Below are 17,533 nucleotides of genomic sequence, written 5' to 3' on the forward strand. Positions count from 1 at the left end.
CATGTTAGTTCTTAAAAAGGTATTACCCCAAATATGAGTTTACGAATACAACCAGACACGCATTAACGAAAGAAGTTGACCTGTTGCGATCGGTTTCTTCATATAATCAGAAGCTCCCGCTTCAATACATTTGGCGCGATCCTCTTTCATTGCTTTGGCGGTAAGCGCAATAATAGGCAGTTTCTGATATTGCGGCATTTCACGGATTCGGCGCATAGCTTCATATCCGTCCATTTCCGGCATCATCATATCCATAAGCACGAGATCAAAATCTTCTTGCTCTACCAGCATTTCCAGCGCTTCACGTCCATTCTCCGCAAACTTCACTTCCATGTGGTATTCTTCCAGTACACTAGAGAGTGCAAAAACATTACGAATATCATCATCGACGAGCAGTATTTTCTTCCCTTCGAATAACTCTTCTTTGTTATGCAGCTTCTGCAAAATTTTACGTTTATCTTCCGGAAGATTGGCTTCTACCCGGTGCAAGAACAACGTTGTCTCATCCAGTAGTCGTTCCGGAGAACGAACATCCTTAATAATTATGGATTCAGCATACTTGCGGAGCTGTGTCTCCTCTTTGCTATCTAAATCCTTACCTGTATAAATAATAATAGGAAGATCATTTAATTCTTCATCATCACGAATCTGATCCAGCAATTCAAAGCCGTTCATATCCCCAAGCATAAGATCCAGAACCATACAATCATATCTCTGCTTGCGCAGCTCCATCAGTGCCTCATTGCCGGTTGATACCGCGGTGATAGCTACATCATCGTGACCGATCAATTCCATAATGGAACGACGTTGAATCTCATCATCTTCAACAATCAGAAGGTACTTCACTGTGCTGGACGTATAGTTCTCAATTTGTGAGAAAGCCCGCTCCAATGCTTCTCTTGAAGATGGTTTTCTAAGATACGCCATAGCTCCCATCATTAATCCTTGCTTCACTTCATCGTTCACTGAGATAACATGAACAGGAATGTGACGGGTCTGAGATGCACTTTTCAGCTCTCTAAGAATGGTCCAGCCGTCCATTACAGGCAGCTGTATATCGAGAATGATCGCATCTGGCAAATAAGTTTTTGCCATCTGCAGTCCTATATCGCCTTGAAGCGCTACTAAACCTTTAAATCTGCGCCCACGAGCCATGTCTAACAAGATTTTCGCAAAGCTTTCATCATCTTCAATAATAAGCAGGACTTTGTCATTCGCCGTCAAATTGTCACGGTCATCCTCAATTGTCAGTTGTGGAAGGGGTACGTTAACTGCTGCTGGCACTAAGGTTGGAAGCATGTCTCCAATATATTCATCATATGTGGAATCCTCTTTGGACACCGCAGCTTCTATTTCTGCACGTTGTTTACTGTAATTTGCCTTCACCGGCAAATATAAAGTGAAGGTACTGCCTTGTCCCTCACGGGATTCGAGCACAATAGCTCCACCCATTATACGAACCAATTCACGGCTTATCGACAATCCCAACCCCGTGCCTCCATATTTACGGCTGGTTGTTCCGTCTACCTGCTGGAAGGCTTCGAATACAATATCTGTTTTGTCAGCCGGAATACCAATGCCACTGTCCTTCACAGCAATAGCAATATATTCATTATCACTCGGCAGATTTAGTGGCAAGAGATTATTATCTGCCGGGCTAACTGAAAACTCGATAAAACCTTCGGTTGTAAATTTAAAGGCATTGGAGAGCAGATTTCTTAAGACCTGCTTCAACCGGTGACTATCGGCAATAACGCTATCTGGCAGCGGTTCGTTAAAGGCTATCCGTAAGGAGAGTCCTTTTTTGATCGCCTGCGGAGCAAAATTCTGCTTCACAAAGCTTTTCAGCTCAGTCAGTTTAATTTCTTCATGATTCAGTTCCATTTTTCCTGCATCAACCTTGGATAGATCGAGAATTTCATCAATCATTTTAAGCAGGTCAGCACCTGACATGTAAATCGTATGGGCAAATTCAACCTGTTTCTCCGTTAAATTACCATCTTTGTTCTCGGTAAGCAGCTGGGACAAGATCAGCAGACTGTTGAGCGGCGTCCGCAATTCATGGGACATGTTCGCCATAAATTCCGATTTATACTTACTAGTCACGGATAATTGCATAGCCTGTTTCTCTAGCTGAACCTTAGCATGCTCAATTTCATCTTTTTTCTCCTCGACCTCCTGCACTTGTTCCTCTAGTGCACGAGTCTTGGCGACGAGTTCCGTATTGTAATGCTCCAGTTCCTCCTGCTGGCGTTGCAGCAGTTCTTCTGAACGCTTAAGCGCGTCCGTCTGCTCTTCCAAGTTCTCATTAGAACGACGTAGTTCTTCTTGCTGAGTCTGCAGCTCCTCTGACTGACATTGCAGTTCTTCCGTAAGTGCTTGTGACTCACGCAGTAATTTCTCTACAATCAGACGACGACTAATATTATTGAAAATAATGCTTAAATTATTCGCAAGTTGTTGCAGCAAATCATTTTTCAGACTGCTAAATGGCTGGAATGAAGCGAATTCTACTACACCGAGCAGCTCGTCTTCAAAAATAAGCGGATGAATGGAAATATATCCTGGCTGTGAATCCACAAAGCCGGATTTCACGGAGATATAATCTTCAGGAGCCCGCTCCAATCTGATTGGGTGCATATCAAGCGCACTTTGTCCTACAAGCCCTTCTCCAATCAAAAAACCTTCCTTTGGTTTCTTATCGTTATCTACTGCATAATAACCACTGCTTCGTAAAAAATCGGGACGATTAGCATCCTTCAAATACACAGCTCCAAACTGGGCTCCGAGCACAGGGGTGAACTCGTTGATAAAGGTCTGTGAGACCTGATCCAATGAGCTAACCCCCCGGAGAAGTTCTGTCACCTGAGCAACATTTGCATTCAGCCAGGATTGATCATTCTGTGCCTGTGCATAAGCCTGTTCCATTTGCTGTTTCTCTTCAAGATCTAACGCCATTTTCTTAAAGACAAGGGCAACCTCACCAATCTCATCTTTCGAAGTAACCTTTATGCGCCTTATGGCCCGAATTCTGCCGTTGCCAAAGCTGGTAATCATCATCGAAACGACATTAAGCCCCCGCGTAATGCTTGGAATGATCCATAAAACAACTCCAAGTCCAAGTAGCAGGCCCACAATCATCATCAAGATGACCATCTGAGTAGAGCTTTGATAGGCATCTTTAGCTTTTGCGCTCTCTTCATTCATAATAAAGGCATTATAATCAGAGAGACTGTTCAGAGCATTTAACACGGCATTCTGAATCGCTTGTCCCTCTGTGTTAGAATACGTGCTGGCATTCTGGAAATAACCAGCTGATAGCAGCTTCAATATTTTTTCCTGATAATTTAGATAGATCGTATAAGAATCATCAATTTGATTAACGATCTGCATCTCTTCAGCGCTAGTCATTGATTCTTTTATTTTGTCGTAGTGCTCATTCGCCTTAGCTATTTTTTTATCAATCTCTTTTTTTTGTGATTCTACCGTTGATGTATCCGCGCTTAACATGGTCGTCGTTAATATGCGCGCCATATCATTCACTTCTCCACGCATACCTGAAGAAGAGCGCCCCTTCATATATCTATCCTGGTAACCCTCAAGCTGACCATTCATATAATCCAAACGATCGTATCCAATCATAGTAAGTGCCAGCATAATCGCCAACATCGCACTAAAACCAATTAAGAGTTTAGCCTTTATTTTCATCCTCATTCTGTTCCCTTCTTCAGTGAGATCCACACTATACATTTGTCATCGTCACGCTCTTTAGGAACATCAGCATTGAAAAAAGCAGCCCGTATAGTTTCTTCCTTCCATTCATGCTCAACATTTAAATGCTTAATCATAAACTTCAGCTGCTCTTCCTGTTCACCCTCAACCAGCTCCAGCAGACCATCTGTATAGAGAACCAAATGCCCTTCATCTTCGTAGGTCAAGCTCTGAGGCTGAATATCAATCCGTTCAAACAGGCCTACAGGGTGACAATTACTTTCCAGCAAGACCGGAGTCTTAGCTGCGCCCTCAAAAAATAGCGCAGGTGGATGCCCGGCGTTAACGTAGTCAATACGCTTTATACGAGTGTCGATCACAAGATAAATCGTCGTAAAATAATATTGAATCAGCTTTTTCTCAATATAAAGTTGGTTAAACCTTCGATTGAGTTCCTGAATTACCTTTTCCGGCTCTACATAGGTAGTTACCGTATCCTTTAATACTGACGCAAGGAACATGCAAAAAAGAGAGGACGATATACCGTGTCCCATAATGTCCAGGAGGATTACGCCATATCGGCCATCTCCAAGGGGATACCAGGCATATAAATCACCCGCCAATTCAGAGGAAGGCTGATAGATAGCATGCACCTCGAAATTCTCTTCCTGCAGGGGTAGGCTGAGTACAGCATTCTGCACGAGTGCAGCCAGTCTCAATTCCTCCTGAATCCGCTGATCCCGTTCCTTATGCCAATCTTTCTCACGTTTTAACCGCAGAGCAAGCCGAATCCGGGCCATTAGCTCCACTTTATTAATAGGTTTCGTAACATAATCTACTGCACCTGCATCCAGCGCTTCGGCCAATTTCTTAGAATCGCCTACAGCTGTAACCATTATTATTGGAATATCCTTAAGATGTTCGTATTGCTGCACAACACGACATGCTTCGATCCCATCCATTTCTGGCATCATCATATCCAGTAAAATCAGATCAATATCTGACATCCGGGGACGTCCATCTTCACTCCCCGAACCGATTCCAAGCCGTTCCAGCATCTCTTTGGCAGAGGATGCGGTTACGAAATTTCGGTAATCTTCTTTTTTCAGGATTTCACGGATAATGATAACATTAGTCGGATTGTCATCCACGATTAAGATTCTCATCATCTTCACCTCACACGATTAGTATTACGACCGTAAAATTCTGCAAACCTACTAACTATATCATACGCTATTTCACAGTGTTATTTCTATTTTCATAATATGTAAATATAGTCATAGGATCAATTTACGTATTCAGCAAAGTAACCTCCAGCCCCACTATACCTAGTGGGGCTGGAGGTTACTCTATTCTAAAGACAGCCTATGTTTATTAACCAATTTGCTCAAATATGAAACAGATTAGGAAGAAATACTATCAAATAAATCAATTCCTTCAAATTCACCCGCCAAATTTCGATATATTTTGAGTGCGTTATTCCCTCTCAGGTATACATCCCCATCTTCGGCTATAAAATACGGTTTGCCCAGAGTATCTTGCAGATTATCTGTTAAAGGATCGATTTCTACGCCATCTACATGTAAACCGAACTGCTGTGCTTGCGGAGGTGCAACATGTACATAAAGTACAACACCCTCGCCCACACCCACTGTCACATCTGCGTAATGGTACTCCACTGTCTCTAGCAATGGATCATTTGTCACCGCAAGCGGATTGCCTTTGGTCAGAAGCAGTTCTTCCTTTGTGGTGTATAAAGCGACACCTTGCAGAGAATCAAAGCGATTTATATATGGGCTGGATTCTGAAGCATGTTCAAATGCGAGAACCGACTTAGGTTGTTCAATAAAAGTAGAGATAGGCACCAACTGTGGAGACGCATCAAAGTATGGGAAAAGAAGACCAAATAAAAGGATCATCATGTTCATGTTGTGTCCCACCTTTCTTATCTGCAGCCACCGATTACAGAAGCCTTACTATCTTATGCTTAATGACGAAATTTCTTCCAAAGAGTTGCAGCTACGTCTACACCTTTTAGCACTGTAGCTATTTTTCCCGGTGACTTCTCAGCATAAATGGCATCATAGGAGTTAACAGTACGTTCTTCAGCAGGAGTTAGCGGAGCTTCTTTTATAGAGACTTCCTTACTTTTCTCCTTCAGCTCACGCGATTTACGATATTTCTCGATCACTGTGACTGACACTTGTTTGACTGTTAAGGTTAGCTCATTCATAACATCACCCAGATTCTTGACAGAATCGATGACTGGGTCAATCTTCTGAATCTTATGCTGTACATCGGCAGTGATTTCATTTGCGTGTCTGACCGTCGTTTTCACTTCATAAGTAAGCTCATCCATCGTCTTCTGTACTTCCACCAAGGTTTGGCTGACTTTGTCGAGTGAATCCTTTGCCGACTTTAAAGTTTTAATTAAAAAGAAAACAAGTACTGCGAATGCAATTGCGACGAGTGCTACACTAAGTTCAATGATCATATTCATAACCCCTTCCATATCTCATAAATATCGGCTAATCAGCCTTGTATACTGCATAGTTACCCCTGGTCCCATAAGCCGAAACATCTTGTCGAGCGTTGTCAAGAGTCCCTCTTCCCTTTTGTTTCAAAATCAAAGTCCCCGTTTATACAATGACTACATTAATCAAAAAAGGATAGGTGATATGTAATGTTAAAATGGTCCGCAATACTACTTGTAGTCGCAGTAATCGCCGGAATCTTTGGTTTCTTCAACCTAGTAGCTGCCGCTGCTGGTCTTGCTAAGATCCTGTTCTTCGTCTTCCTGGTTCTGTTTGTAATTTCTCTCTTCACGGGACGCAGAGGCAGATCTATGTAGCCCCTCTTATTAATGGTGTGACTGTTGTATCCCTCCCATATCTATCCATATATCTTATTCATCATGCAGAAAGTATAGGTCATTCCTGCACAGATGTCACTTGAGAAAATAAGAAATGTTGAATGGGTGGTTCATCACGCATCAATTACGTTTACTAGCTTATTAACAAACAGCGCTTTTGGAAAAAAATACATCCAACCCCCACAGGAGGAACCAAACATGAAAAAAATCGCCAGCCTTACAGTAGCCTTAGGACTTATGGCTTCCATTGCAGCTACAGCTTCAGCAGCTGAAGTAACAGGAACTACTACGGCTCCTGCAACCGTAACTGGAAGCACTTACAGCAATTCTTTTGAAACCATTATTACTCCAGCGGATATGAGTCCAGCTACACCGCAAATAGTGCTGACTGAGAAAACACCTTTCTACTTTTCAGTCGGAGGTATAATTCCAGCAGGCTGGCTTGGCGTTCAGACTCTTGATACAACAGGTGAAGTCATTTCGGATACTTGGGGTAATGAATGGAGAGAAATTTACACTTGGCTAGGAAAAGCATGGGTTAAGGTTCCTGTATCAGCCAATGTGATTTTGCCATAATTAATCAATAAGCGAAGAAGGGGTGTCCCAAGAGCCAAGAAAATGGCCGATGGTACTGCCCTTTTTTTATGTGGAGAGTACATATTCTGAACAGATAAACAGGAAGAGCTACCCCTTCAGTAGAGAATTCTACTAAAAGGATAGCCCTCTTGCGCGTACGCCCGCCATCGTTCACCCGTCACAAACATGCGATGCTGTCGCTTCCTGCATTTTCATATATTTAGCGAATGACCGAACCTCCGTAGAGAAAACGATTCATCCAAGAAGCGCTTAATTTATCTACCCTTACCCCGCCTGAAGCTACGGAATAAGTTTGTAGAACTTGTCCATCTCCTAGATACATTGCAACATGCGATATTCTAGCCGTAGATTTGTCGATTCCCTCATAAGCAGAAGCAGAATTCCCCTTATAATCCATAAAGAACATTAAGTCGCCGCGCTTCAAATTGGAAATAGACGTAACCACCGTACTATTCGACTTCACCCAATCTCCCTGTTGACGGGAATCCGCCGGCAGTTTGAGATTGGCTGCATCCATAAAAATTTGCCGGATGAAGTCCGAGCAATCAAAGGTGCTTGTATCATTTCTGCTGGAGCCATACTCATAAGGCGTTCCTAGATATCCCATACCTGCAGCAATCACCCGTTCGATTTGGGCTGAAGCCCCCGGTGTTGTTACAGGTGGTTTGGGTGTAGGTGTAGGCGTTGGTGTAGGCGTTGGTGTTACCGTTCCAGATCCCCCACCGTTTCCTGAAAGTGTACTATATTGTTCACTTGAACTTATATATCCGATGCTACCATCCGCCGCTTTAACTTGATACCAGTAACTGTTAGGCTGCGCCAGAACTTCTACTTTTTCTCCCTTATTCAAAAGCTTCATTATTTTCCCGCTTGTTGAAGGTGAAACTCGAAGATTCACACCATACTTAATGGTGCCAGTTTGTGCCGATGGTGTCGTTACTGAAGCAGAGGATACACTGATATATTTATCTCCTGCACTTGTATAACCCACTGAACCATCAGCCGTTTTTACTTGATACCAATAGCTGTTAGGCTGCGAAAGGATCTGCACTTGATCTCCCTTTTGCAAGTACTTCACTATTTCTCCGTCAGTAGAAGGGGTGCTGCGAAGGCGAACACTAGCCTCGATCACACCTGTTTGAACGGCTGAAGCTGCTGTAACTGAATTAGATGAACTTGAGGCTGCCGCTGCTTGTCCAGGAGCAGATACTCCTAAACCTGCAACAATTGCAGCAGATACTAACAAAGATGCTGTAATTTGCTTATGTGATTTGATCATACGTTCCCCCAAATTCCATGATGAGATTTCAATAAAGGATTGTACTACATTATTCCTTTATGCCCTCATTATAGGCTTGCCCGGGATTTGGAACATGCTCCAAATTTCACATATAATCATGCCACTTTATGGTAACACACAGGTCTAAAGTCTCGATTTCTCCTTGAATATGTGTTATTTTTCCTTAATATAGCATTTCGCGATTTATTTTTTAGGTTCCACGTGCACCTGCACATTCATAATATTATGCATTTTGCTCATTCTTTCTTCGATGGAATCACTTATTTCATGACCTTCCGTCACAGAAATATTCGCATCCACTTCCACTACAACATCCACATGCACATGATTACCATGAACCCGTGCCTTCACATCTTTAATCTCTTCTACTCCCGGCGTTCGAGCAATCGTACTGCGTAGATCCATCAATTTATCTTGATCAAAGCCATCGGTAAGCCGATAGGTCGAATCACGAAAAATATCCCAAGCGGTCTTGGAGATAATGAGTCCGACAAGAACAGCTGCTGCGGAATCAATCCATGGCAAACCAAACTGTGCACCCACAATCCCAACTGCGGCTCCAACACTGACCATTGCATCAGAAAAATTATCCTTAGCCGCTGCCATAAGTGCCCCACTGTTAATTTGTTTGGCCAGTCTTTTGTTATATATGTATACCCCCATCATAGCTACTGCACATACAATAGCCACCCCTGCCGACCAGAGCTGCGGCGTTTCTTTTGTACGATCGAAAAAGGAACGCACCGCCTCCACAATCACTTGAAGGCCCACTACCGCCATGATAAAAGAAGCCAACAACGCCGCTACGGTCTCTGCCCGGAAGTGCCCATAAGCGTGGTCAGAGTCAGGTGGCTTCCGCGAAATCCGTAACCCCACCAGTACAGCTATGGATGCTACGATATCTGTTAAATTGTTGACCCCGTCCGCAACGAGTGCGCTAGATGCAAATAAATAACCACAAACCAGCTTGAATGATGATAGGATGAGGTAAGCCGCTATGCTCACCCAAGCTCCTCGTTCACCTTTACGTATATCTTCGTAAATATCAGTCATTCTTGGCTCCCCCTCTTTTCCCCGATTATTTAAAATACGGAAAAGAATTCTTTCAATTATTCTTGCCCTTGTGGCAGCATTTAAAAACAATTAGAATAAAGTGTAAGGACTTGCTTCGAAGGAGGTTATCATAATGAGCGAAAGCAACGATAAAGGAAAAATCAACTTAGCGGAAGCTATCCGTAAAAAACTGGAACAGAAGAAGCAACAATCTTCCTCCAAGCCTGGATCCACATTTCAGGCCGGTTCCGCCAAACCGCTAAAAAGCCAAAATAACAAAAAGCCTAACAACCAACGCCGTCGTACTGGCGGATCTTAGTATTTACTTATACTTAAACATAAACGGCTGCGAATCCCTCGGGGAAACGCAGCCGTTTATACGTTCGTCCTGCCTGATAGGATGGATTAGAACTCTTCAAATTCATAACTGCTTTTCTTTAATGTACGATTAGCCAGCTGAAAACATGCGCTTTGGGAAACCTCAAGGGCTAAAGACTCCTGTCTTGGAAACCCCGCATACACCCCGTAGAATTCTACTTGTTAATAACTTTTCAAAATTGAAATTATAAAGACAGCTACCCTGATCCTAAAAGGATTAGTGTAGCTGCTTCATGGATTCCTTCCGCATAGCGGAAATTAAATATTATACTTCTACAGGATACATGCGCTGGCGCATTTCCTTAATTTCTGGATTCTCCAAATATTCATCGTAGCTCATGGAGCGATCAATTACACCTGTAGGTGTAATCTCGATGATGCGGTTAGCAATGGTTTGGATGAACTGATGGTCATGGGAAGTGAATAGAATCGTGCCATCGAAATCGATCAGCCCGTTATTCAGTGCCGTGATGGATTCCAGATCCAAGTGATTGGTTGGTTCATCGAACACAAGCACGTTCGCGCCGTTGAGCATCATTTTGGCCAGCATACAGCGAACCTTCTCGCCCCCGGACAGCACACTTGCTTTCTTCAGTGCTTCTTCTCCGGCGAACAACATACGTCCCAAGAATCCACGCAGGAAAGTTTCGTCCTGATCTTTAGAATACTGGCGTAGCCATTCTACAAGATTCATTTCCACACCATCGAAATAGCTGGAGTTGTCTTTCGGGAAATACGCTTGAGTTGTAGTTACTCCCCATGTATATTCGCCCGCATCCGCTTCTTGCTCACCCATGATCACATCAAACAGCAGTGATTTAGGCTGGGAGTAAGGGCCTACAAACGCAATCTTATCCCCTTTATTTACTACAAAGCTAATTTCATCAAGAAGCTTTTCACCTTCAACCGCTTTGGACAATCCGCTGACTGTCAGCAATTGTTTACCCGCTTCACGTTCTGGTTTGAAGTTAAGGAACGGATATTTACGGTTGGACGGACGAATGTCGTCCAGTGTAATTTTCTCAAGTTGCTTCTTACGTGATGTCGCTTGTTTAGACTTGGAAGCATTGGCCGAGAAACGCTGGATAAATGCCTGCAATTCCTTGATTTTATCTTCCTTCTTCTTGTTCGAATCACGCTGCAAAGCTTGCGCAAGCTGACTGGACTCATACCAGAAGTCGTAGTTGCCGACGTACATCTGGATTTTGCCAAAATCAATATCCGCAATATGCGTACATACTTTATTCAGGAAGTGACGGTCATGGGATACGACGATAACAGTACCTTCATAGTCCATGAGGAAGTTCTCTAACCAGCCAATAGATTCGAGATCCAAGTGGTTGGTAGGCTCATCTAGCAGCAGGTTATTTGGACGGCCAAACAAGGCTTGCGCCAAGAGTACCCGTACCTTTTCATTGCCGCTCAGTTCGGCCATTTTTTTGTCATGCAGTTCACGCATAATTCCGAGACCAATCAGCATGGCAGCTGCATCTGGCTCAGCATCCCAGCCGTTAAGCTCAGCGAACTCACCTTCAAGCTCCCCTGCACGCAGGCCATCCGCTTCTGTGAAATCGGACTTCGCATAAAGCGCGTCCTTTTCTTTCATAATTTCATAAAGACGTGTATGACCCATAATTACGGTCTCAAGTACTGGGAATTCATCATACTCAAAATGGTTCTGTTTGAGTACTGCGAGACGTTCGCCCGGTGTAACATGTACCTCACCGGTATTTGCTTCGATCTCACCAGACAGAATTTTCAGAAAGGTTGATTTACCGGCACCATTGGCACCAATCAAACCGTAGCAGTTACCAGGGGTGAATTTTATGTTTACATCTTCAAAGAGAGCGCGTTTTCCGTAGCGGAGTGTTACGCCGCTTGTGCTAATCATTACGCATTACCATCCTTTTCACTTAGGGTTTCGGCTCATTATAGCATAAATAGAGAGCAAAAAGCCCGTAAAATAGCCTTTTCAGCTGTTCTCTCCAATACTAAAGTTATTCCAGCTGCTGTACAGAGGTCGCCAGTTAGGAGGAATTTTTTCAATTATTGTCCAGTTATGCGATTCTTGGGTTGTATAATAAGCGTTTCGCCATAGCTGAGCGTACGGATTCGTTCTTCAGAAATACCCTGTTTAAGCCGGGCACTTTCCATCCGATCCAGCGCTTCCCGGGCCGTATCATCAGCAAGTCTATAGGTGCCGTAATGCATCGGAATCATGGTCTCCGCTCCAACATCTACAAATGCTTGTATAGCCTCTTCAGGGGTTACATGCTGCGAGGTCATGAACCACTCCGGTTCATAAGCTCCAATCGGCATGAGTGCAACATGAAGCTTATAGCGGCTCCCAATCTCCTTAAAACCCGGAAAATAACCGCTATCTCCTGCGAAATACAGGTTAGGGGGCAGCTTGTCGCTATCCGATTCGATCGGCTGCAGAATGTATCCTCCCCAATGAGAAGTATTCGTGTCCCAAGGTGTTCTCCGCGTCCAGTGCTGAGTCGGCACAAAGGTAAGCTTAATTTTACCTAGCGTATTTTCCTGCCACCATTCCATTTCTATGCAGTTGCGAAATCCTTTGCGGAGCATCTTTCGTTTCAAGCCTATAGGAACAACAAGGGTTGTCCCTGCTCTATATAATTTACGGATAGAAGCCATATGCAAGTGGTCATAATGAGAGTGCGAGATCAGAATCAGGTCAATGGGAGGCACTTCGCTGAGCGGAATCCCGGGTTGCCCCAATCTTTTCTCAAAGCCTAGTCTTCTCGCCCAGATTGGATCAGTAATGATATTCATCCCTTCATATTGAAGGAAAAACGTTGAATGCCCAATCCACGTAATGGTGGTCTCCAGGCGATTCTCCGCCAGATAAGCTAACCTCGGCGGCGTACTTGGCACTACATATGAATAATCTTTTTTCTTCCGTCGACGTTCCTCCCGCCACTTACGAAACTCTTTAAGTGTTTTATCGGTACTCACATTGTCGAGGTTATTGTAGCGAAATTTAGCCATAGAGCACCTCATCTTTAGAAGTTTGCAGAGCATGCTTTACTTTAGCGAATATAATACAACTATATTGAACGGCAGAGTATTTTGCAAAATATACAAGTTACTTGGTAATGGTGCGCCCTTTTTCCGCAAAATATCTAAGTACCCTTTTGTGTTTCACGCCAGAAATGAGATAATATGTGTATAAAGTATGGCGGTGCATATACCGTTCAAGGGGGAGCTACGTATGAAGATTACTTTTATTGAACCGACTCCAAGTCCAAATACGATGAAGCTTCATTTGGACGAAAGTCTGGAACCTGGAATTCGCAGAACCTATACACCAGAAAGTGAACGTTCCGCACCGGCCTGGGCACGCGAAATGTTAACGATACCGGGCGTTATTAGCATCTATCACGCTGCTGACTTTGCAGCGCTCGAACGCAAGGGCAATGCGGATTGGGCAGCGATTCTAAGAGAAGTCCAGAACCGCTTCGGCAACAGCGAAGGCTTAAATGACGATTGGAATCTTGCCGATGAGAACGCTGGCGCTCATTTCGGCGAAGCTCAAGTCTTCGTCCAGATGTTCCGCGGAATTCCGCTGCAGATCCGCGTTAAGACCGGCGCGAATGAAGAGCGCATCTCCTTAGCAAACCGCTTCACGAAGGCGGTTATGGATGTGGCTAGCGCCGTGATGATTAAAGAGCGTAAGCTCACTGATTACGGCGTGCGTTATGGCGAGCCCGCGGAGATTGCACGCGAGGTGGAGCAAGAGGTCGAAGCGGCGTATCCGCAGGAACGCCTCGACTCTCTCGTGCAGCAAGCCATTGCGCACGGCGCCGAAGGCGAGTTCGTCGAGCAGAGACGAACCCGCAGTCAGGATGAGCTGCTGCGAGACCTGAAGCATGAGGATTGGCGCGTGCGCTACGCCGCGCTGGAGGATCTTACGCCGACGGCGGAGCTCCTGCCGGAGCTTAAGGCGGCGCTGCACGATCCCAAGCTGCATATTCGCAGGCTTGCGGTCGTGTATCTAGGCGACCTTCGCACGCCTGAAGCGATGGAGCTGCTCTATGAGGCGATGGCAGACAGCGCGCCAGCCGTGAGACGTACGGCAGGCGATACGCTGTCCGACATCGGCGATCCTGCCGCCACGCCAGTGATGACGGCGGCACTGACAGATAAGAGCAAGCTTGTCCGCTGGCGCGCAGCTCGTTTCCTCTATGAGGTGGGCACATCCGATGCCCAAGAAGCGCTGTCAGTTGCGGCGGAAGATCCGGAATTCGAGGTTGGACTTCAGGCCAAAATGGCTTTGGAACGTATCGCTTCCGGTGAAGCAGCGGCGGGTACCGTTTGGCAGCAAATGTCAGAGCGTCGTCGCAGCTAACATTCCCTACCGGATTTTGTCATTGCTTGACTTGCGAACTTGCTTTATACTAATTCCTGTTGTTTATAAATGAATGAAGTAAAGATAGCCTCGTCATACTAAGATGAGGTAGAGGTCGCGGATATAAAGAGTACGCGCGTGGAGACGTTAGAGCCGTCTATGAATCGCGTCGAAAGGAATATCTGCCGAAGTCTGCACTGTCGCTCTTACAGCGGTGCAGGCTGGGGCCGTTGCCGAAAGGCACGGAACTGTCACATTGTATAACCTGCATAGCAGCAGGTCATAATGTGTTGCGCTATCTTCACAGGGAGTATGATGCGGAGCTGTATAGATGGAAACCGCAGATATAGTCTGCGGTTTCTTTGCGTTTACAGAATTTGTATATTTAGTGTTTGTCCATAACCTTATGGAGACCACCAAATACACTCTCCCGCTCTGCGGGAGGAAGCAGCTCAGCACTCCCCGTTCATGAATTGAAAGATTAGATCATAAGGAGTGTCAAATCATGCAGGGCAAGCAGCAAAATCTAGCACAAGGCAACGTAGGTAACCCGCCTGAGCTAAAAAAATCATTTAAAGCAAGGCATTTGACCATGATTGCGCTTGGAGGATCTATTGGTACTGGACTCTTCCTGGCCAGTGGTGGCGCTATCGCTTCAGCCGGACCCGGTGGAGCACTTCTAGCCTATACGGCTGTTGGTGTTATGGTTTATTTCCTCATGACCAGTCTGGGAGAGCTCGCTACCTATTTGCCGGATTCGGGCTCATTCAGCACTTACGGCACGCGTTTCGTCAGCCCCGCTTTTGGGTTCGCCATCGGCTGGAACTTCTGGTATAACTGGGCGGTTACGATTGCAGCAGAATTGTCTGCCGCCACCGTCATTATTAAATATTGGTTCCCGGACAGTCCCTCCTTTCTCTGGAGTCTCGTGTTCCTGCTGCTGATGTTCGGTCTTAATTTCCTATCTGCTCGTGGATACGGAGAATCAGAATATTGGTTTGCCATTATCAAAATTATTACTGTTATCGCCTTCCTTATTGTCGGAGTTTTGATGATTTTCGGAATCATGGGCGGAAAAGCCGTAGGCTTCAGCAATTTCCAGATCGGGGGCAGCTCGTTCCACGGTGGCTTCTTCGCTTTCGTCGGTGTCTTTATGGCTGCGGGATTCTCCTTCCAAGGCACCGAGCTAATCGGTGTTGCAGCAGGTGAGAGTGAGAACCCTCGCCGTAACGTACCTATTGCTATTCGCCAAGTCTTCTGGCGTATATTAATCTTTTATATCCTCGCTATACTAGTAATCGGAATGCTGATTCCTTACACGAATCCAGATCTGCTGCGCGGTGGTATTGATGATATCGGAGTCAGTCCGTTTACGATCGTATTTAATAAAGCAGGACTTGCTATTGCCGCATCCGTCATGAATGCTGTCATTCTCAGCTCCGTATTGTCAGCCGGGAACTCGGGAATGTACGCCTCCACCCGCGTCCTGTACGCTATGGCTAAGGATGGAATGGCTCCACGTGCTCTAGGCAAGCTTAATCGCCGCGGTGTTCCTGTTGGTGCTTTGCTCGTGACCACAGCCGTTGGTATGTTAGCCTTTTTAGCATCATTCTTTGGTGATGGTGCTGTATACAACTGGTTGCTTAATGCTTCCGGTATGTGTGGATTTATTAACTGGCTCGGCATCGCTGTCTGCCATTATCGTTTCAGACGCGCCTTTATAGCTCAAGGTCATTCCCTTGATGAGCTGCCTTACCGGGCTAGATGGTTCCCGTTTGGGCCTATATTTGCCTTAGTACTTTGTACGGTAGCCATCCTTGGCCAGAATATGGGTGCCTTCTCAGGTGGAAACATCGACTGGTACGGTATTGCCGTTTCCTATATCAGCCTGCCATTATTCGTCTTGATTTGGGCCGGCTATCGCTTCTTCCGCAAGAGTAATATTATTCCTTTGGAAAAATGCGATCTTAGTACTCACCCAGAATAAATAGACTCCGCAAAAAAGGGATATCCAGAAGCCTGAAAGGCTGCGGGATATCCCTTTTTATATAAATCAATCTAGTATATTCAACTCCTGATTTTACTTAGCCCTTTGCCTATTCCCAAGTCACATACACTTTTAGATCACCCGTATTATCAAAAGAAGTGCTAGAATAAGACACTTCCTCTAGTCCAAGTTTATATAACTCCTGTAGATCATTCTTCAGCTGGGTTCCACTACCGTGATAACGGAATAATAAAGATCCCTCTCCTGAAGCGACAGCCTTATTCGCCAGCTGAATTAAATCTGCTGCTGAACGTACAATCCGTTCCTCGGCATACAGCTCATAATTAAGGTCCTTCTGAAGCTGCTTATACACCCCGGCGTTCTGTCCTCCACGCTCTACAAGTGCTGACAAGGTCTTATAATAGGCAACCGAAGCTGCCGGATAAGACTTCGTCCAGCTATGGTCCTGACGCATTTGTGCATCCGTCTTCAAGTAATACGCGGTGCTTACCACGCCGGCTTTATCAGGTGTCGGGTCATCCCAAGTTGTGTCGAGATGATACCATCTCCCTTCGAGCAGCACTAGATTCCAAGCATGAGACTGGCTGCGTCCTCCCGGCTGTTTTGCAGTGCCCTCGACGATTTTATTACTGAATCCCGCTTCCTTGAGCAGCTTATAGGTCAACAGCGAATACCCTTGGCAAACGGCACTGCCACTCTTCAGGCCTTCATAAGCCGTATATTTACGATAAGAGGTATCATACTTCAGACGCAGCACCACCCAGTCGTGGATAGCCTTAACCTTCTGATGATTATTCATGCCCGGTGTAATGATCTTCTTGAGCGTTGCCTTTACTTCTTTGTTCACAAAAGCGGTCTGCTCCAGCGTTTCCAAGTATTTCACTTCTACCGTAACCTTTACAGAACTTTTGCTCCCTCGATAAGTGTATCCGTAGCTATCTATGATGTAATACAAATAGGGATCGCTATTCATCGCTTGATCTAGACCCGTTTGTATCTGTGTTTTTAAATTCGAGGTTTTCCCCTCATAAGTAAAAGTGATAGTCTCTCTACGATTATTCATCGCACCGGTTAGCTTCTGGGCAATTTCACTCACAGAACGAACGGTCGGTGAAGTCGTGGCCGCATAAGCATGCCCCCAGGTCCAATACAATGTCGGGGGAATGGCTGCGCAAATAATCACTCCTCCAAGAATGACTTTTGCCAACGTGAAGCGTTTTTTCCACATAATTATTCTGATCC

At 45.1% G+C, this 17,533-nt stretch carries 14 protein-coding genes and 1 riboswitch; of the genes, 5 read left to right on the plus strand and 9 right to left on the minus strand.

Translation table 11 applies throughout. The features are described from left to right. Positions 1 to 39 precede the first annotated feature (39 nt). The 4 genes from MHH50_RS26930 to MHH50_RS26945 form a co-directional block, all read right to left on the minus strand. Positions 40 to 3,708 carry a response regulator gene (locus MHH50_RS26930; RefSeq protein ID WP_076128810.1) on the minus strand — a complete coding sequence of 1,223 codons (3,669 nt, stop codon included), beginning with the start codon at positions 3,706 to 3,708 and terminating at the stop codon, positions 40 to 42. A 2-nt stretch (positions 3,709 to 3,710) separates the two neighbouring features. After that, positions 3,711 to 4,877, minus strand: coding sequence for a fused response regulator/phosphatase (locus MHH50_RS26935; protein WP_076128679.1), 1,167 nt, complete (start codon positions 4,875 to 4,877; stop codon positions 3,711 to 3,713). 237 nt (positions 4,878 to 5,114) lie between these two features. Then, positions 5,115 to 5,639, minus strand: a complete 525-nt coding sequence (locus MHH50_RS26940) for a hypothetical protein (RefSeq protein WP_076128682.1) — start codon at positions 5,637 to 5,639, stop codon at positions 5,115 to 5,117. A 59-nt stretch (positions 5,640 to 5,698) separates the two neighbouring features. Continuing rightward, positions 5,699 to 6,205 carry a DUF948 domain-containing protein gene (locus MHH50_RS26945; RefSeq protein WP_036680224.1) on the minus strand — a complete coding sequence of 169 codons (507 nt, stop codon included), beginning with the start codon at positions 6,203 to 6,205 and terminating at the stop codon, positions 5,699 to 5,701. Between the two features lie 189 nt (positions 6,206 to 6,394). Here MHH50_RS26945 and MHH50_RS26950 point away from each other — a divergent pair, with 189 nt between their 5' ends. Together MHH50_RS26950 and MHH50_RS26955 are read left to right on the plus strand one after the other, a co-directional pair. Then, complete coding sequence (locus MHH50_RS26950) at positions 6,395 to 6,562, plus strand: DUF1328 domain-containing protein (protein WP_036680225.1); 168 nt, start codon at positions 6,395 to 6,397, stop codon at positions 6,560 to 6,562. Positions 6,563 to 6,781: 219 nt separating this feature from the next. After that, entirely contained in the window at positions 6,782 to 7,159 is a 378-nt protein-coding gene (locus tag MHH50_RS26955; RefSeq protein WP_076128684.1) for a hypothetical protein, read from the plus strand. A 220-nt stretch (positions 7,160 to 7,379) separates the two neighbouring features. Here the strand turns inward: MHH50_RS26955 and MHH50_RS26960 are convergent, their stop codons facing one another. After that, complete coding sequence (locus tag MHH50_RS26960; RefSeq protein ID WP_076282662.1) at positions 7,380 to 8,459, minus strand: SH3 domain-containing C40 family peptidase; 1,080 nt, start codon at positions 8,457 to 8,459, stop codon at positions 7,380 to 7,382. A gap of 204 nt (positions 8,460 to 8,663) precedes the next feature. Beyond that, the gene (locus MHH50_RS26965; protein ID WP_076128688.1) at positions 8,664 to 9,533 is read right to left on the minus strand and encodes a cation diffusion facilitator family transporter; all 870 of its coding nucleotides are present in this window, start codon (positions 9,531 to 9,533) and stop codon (positions 8,664 to 8,666) included. 133 nt (positions 9,534 to 9,666) lie between these two features. Between MHH50_RS26965 and MHH50_RS26970 the strand changes: the two genes are divergently transcribed. Then, positions 9,667 to 9,852: a hypothetical protein gene (locus tag MHH50_RS26970; protein ID WP_036680230.1), complete on the plus strand. Its 186-nt coding sequence runs from the start codon at positions 9,667 to 9,669 to the stop codon at positions 9,850 to 9,852. Between the two features lie 324 nt (positions 9,853 to 10,176). Here the strand turns inward: MHH50_RS26970 and MHH50_RS26975 are convergent, their stop codons facing one another. Together MHH50_RS26975 and MHH50_RS26980 are read right to left on the minus strand one after the other, a co-directional pair. Next, the gene (locus MHH50_RS26975; RefSeq protein WP_036680232.1) at positions 10,177 to 11,802 is read right to left on the minus strand and encodes an ATP-binding cassette domain-containing protein; all 1,626 of its coding nucleotides are present in this window, start codon (positions 11,800 to 11,802) and stop codon (positions 10,177 to 10,179) included. A gap of 155 nt (positions 11,803 to 11,957) precedes the next feature. Next, complete coding sequence (locus MHH50_RS26980) at positions 11,958 to 12,923, minus strand: MBL fold metallo-hydrolase (RefSeq protein ID WP_076280435.1); 966 nt, start codon at positions 12,921 to 12,923, stop codon at positions 11,958 to 11,960. A gap of 223 nt (positions 12,924 to 13,146) precedes the next feature. Here MHH50_RS26980 and MHH50_RS26985 point away from each other — a divergent pair, with 223 nt between their 5' ends. Together MHH50_RS26985 and MHH50_RS26990 are read left to right on the plus strand one after the other, a co-directional pair. Further along, on the plus strand, positions 13,147 to 14,283 hold the full coding sequence (locus MHH50_RS26985) for a virulence factor (RefSeq protein WP_076128692.1): 1,137 nt from the start codon (positions 13,147 to 13,149) through the stop codon (positions 14,281 to 14,283). 101 nt (positions 14,284 to 14,384) lie between these two features. Beyond that, positions 14,385 to 14,589, plus strand: a riboswitch (Lysine riboswitch). Between the two features lie 199 nt (positions 14,590 to 14,788). Next, positions 14,789 to 16,270, plus strand: a complete 1,482-nt coding sequence (locus tag MHH50_RS26990; RefSeq protein WP_076128694.1) for an amino acid permease — start codon at positions 14,789 to 14,791, stop codon at positions 16,268 to 16,270. Positions 16,271 to 16,379: 109 nt separating this feature from the next. Here MHH50_RS26990 and MHH50_RS26995 read toward each other — a convergent pair whose 3' ends face one another. Further along, positions 16,380 to 17,519, minus strand: a complete 1,140-nt coding sequence (locus MHH50_RS26995) for a transglutaminase domain-containing protein (RefSeq protein WP_076128696.1) — start codon at positions 17,517 to 17,519, stop codon at positions 16,380 to 16,382. Between the last annotated feature and the right edge of the window lie 14 nt (positions 17,520 to 17,533).

Origin of the sequence: Paenibacillus sp. FSL H3-0302, from assembly GCF_037982245.1 — a bacterium.
Lineage (GTDB): Bacteria > Bacillota > Bacilli > Paenibacillales > Paenibacillaceae > Paenibacillus_AQ > Paenibacillus_AQ odorifer.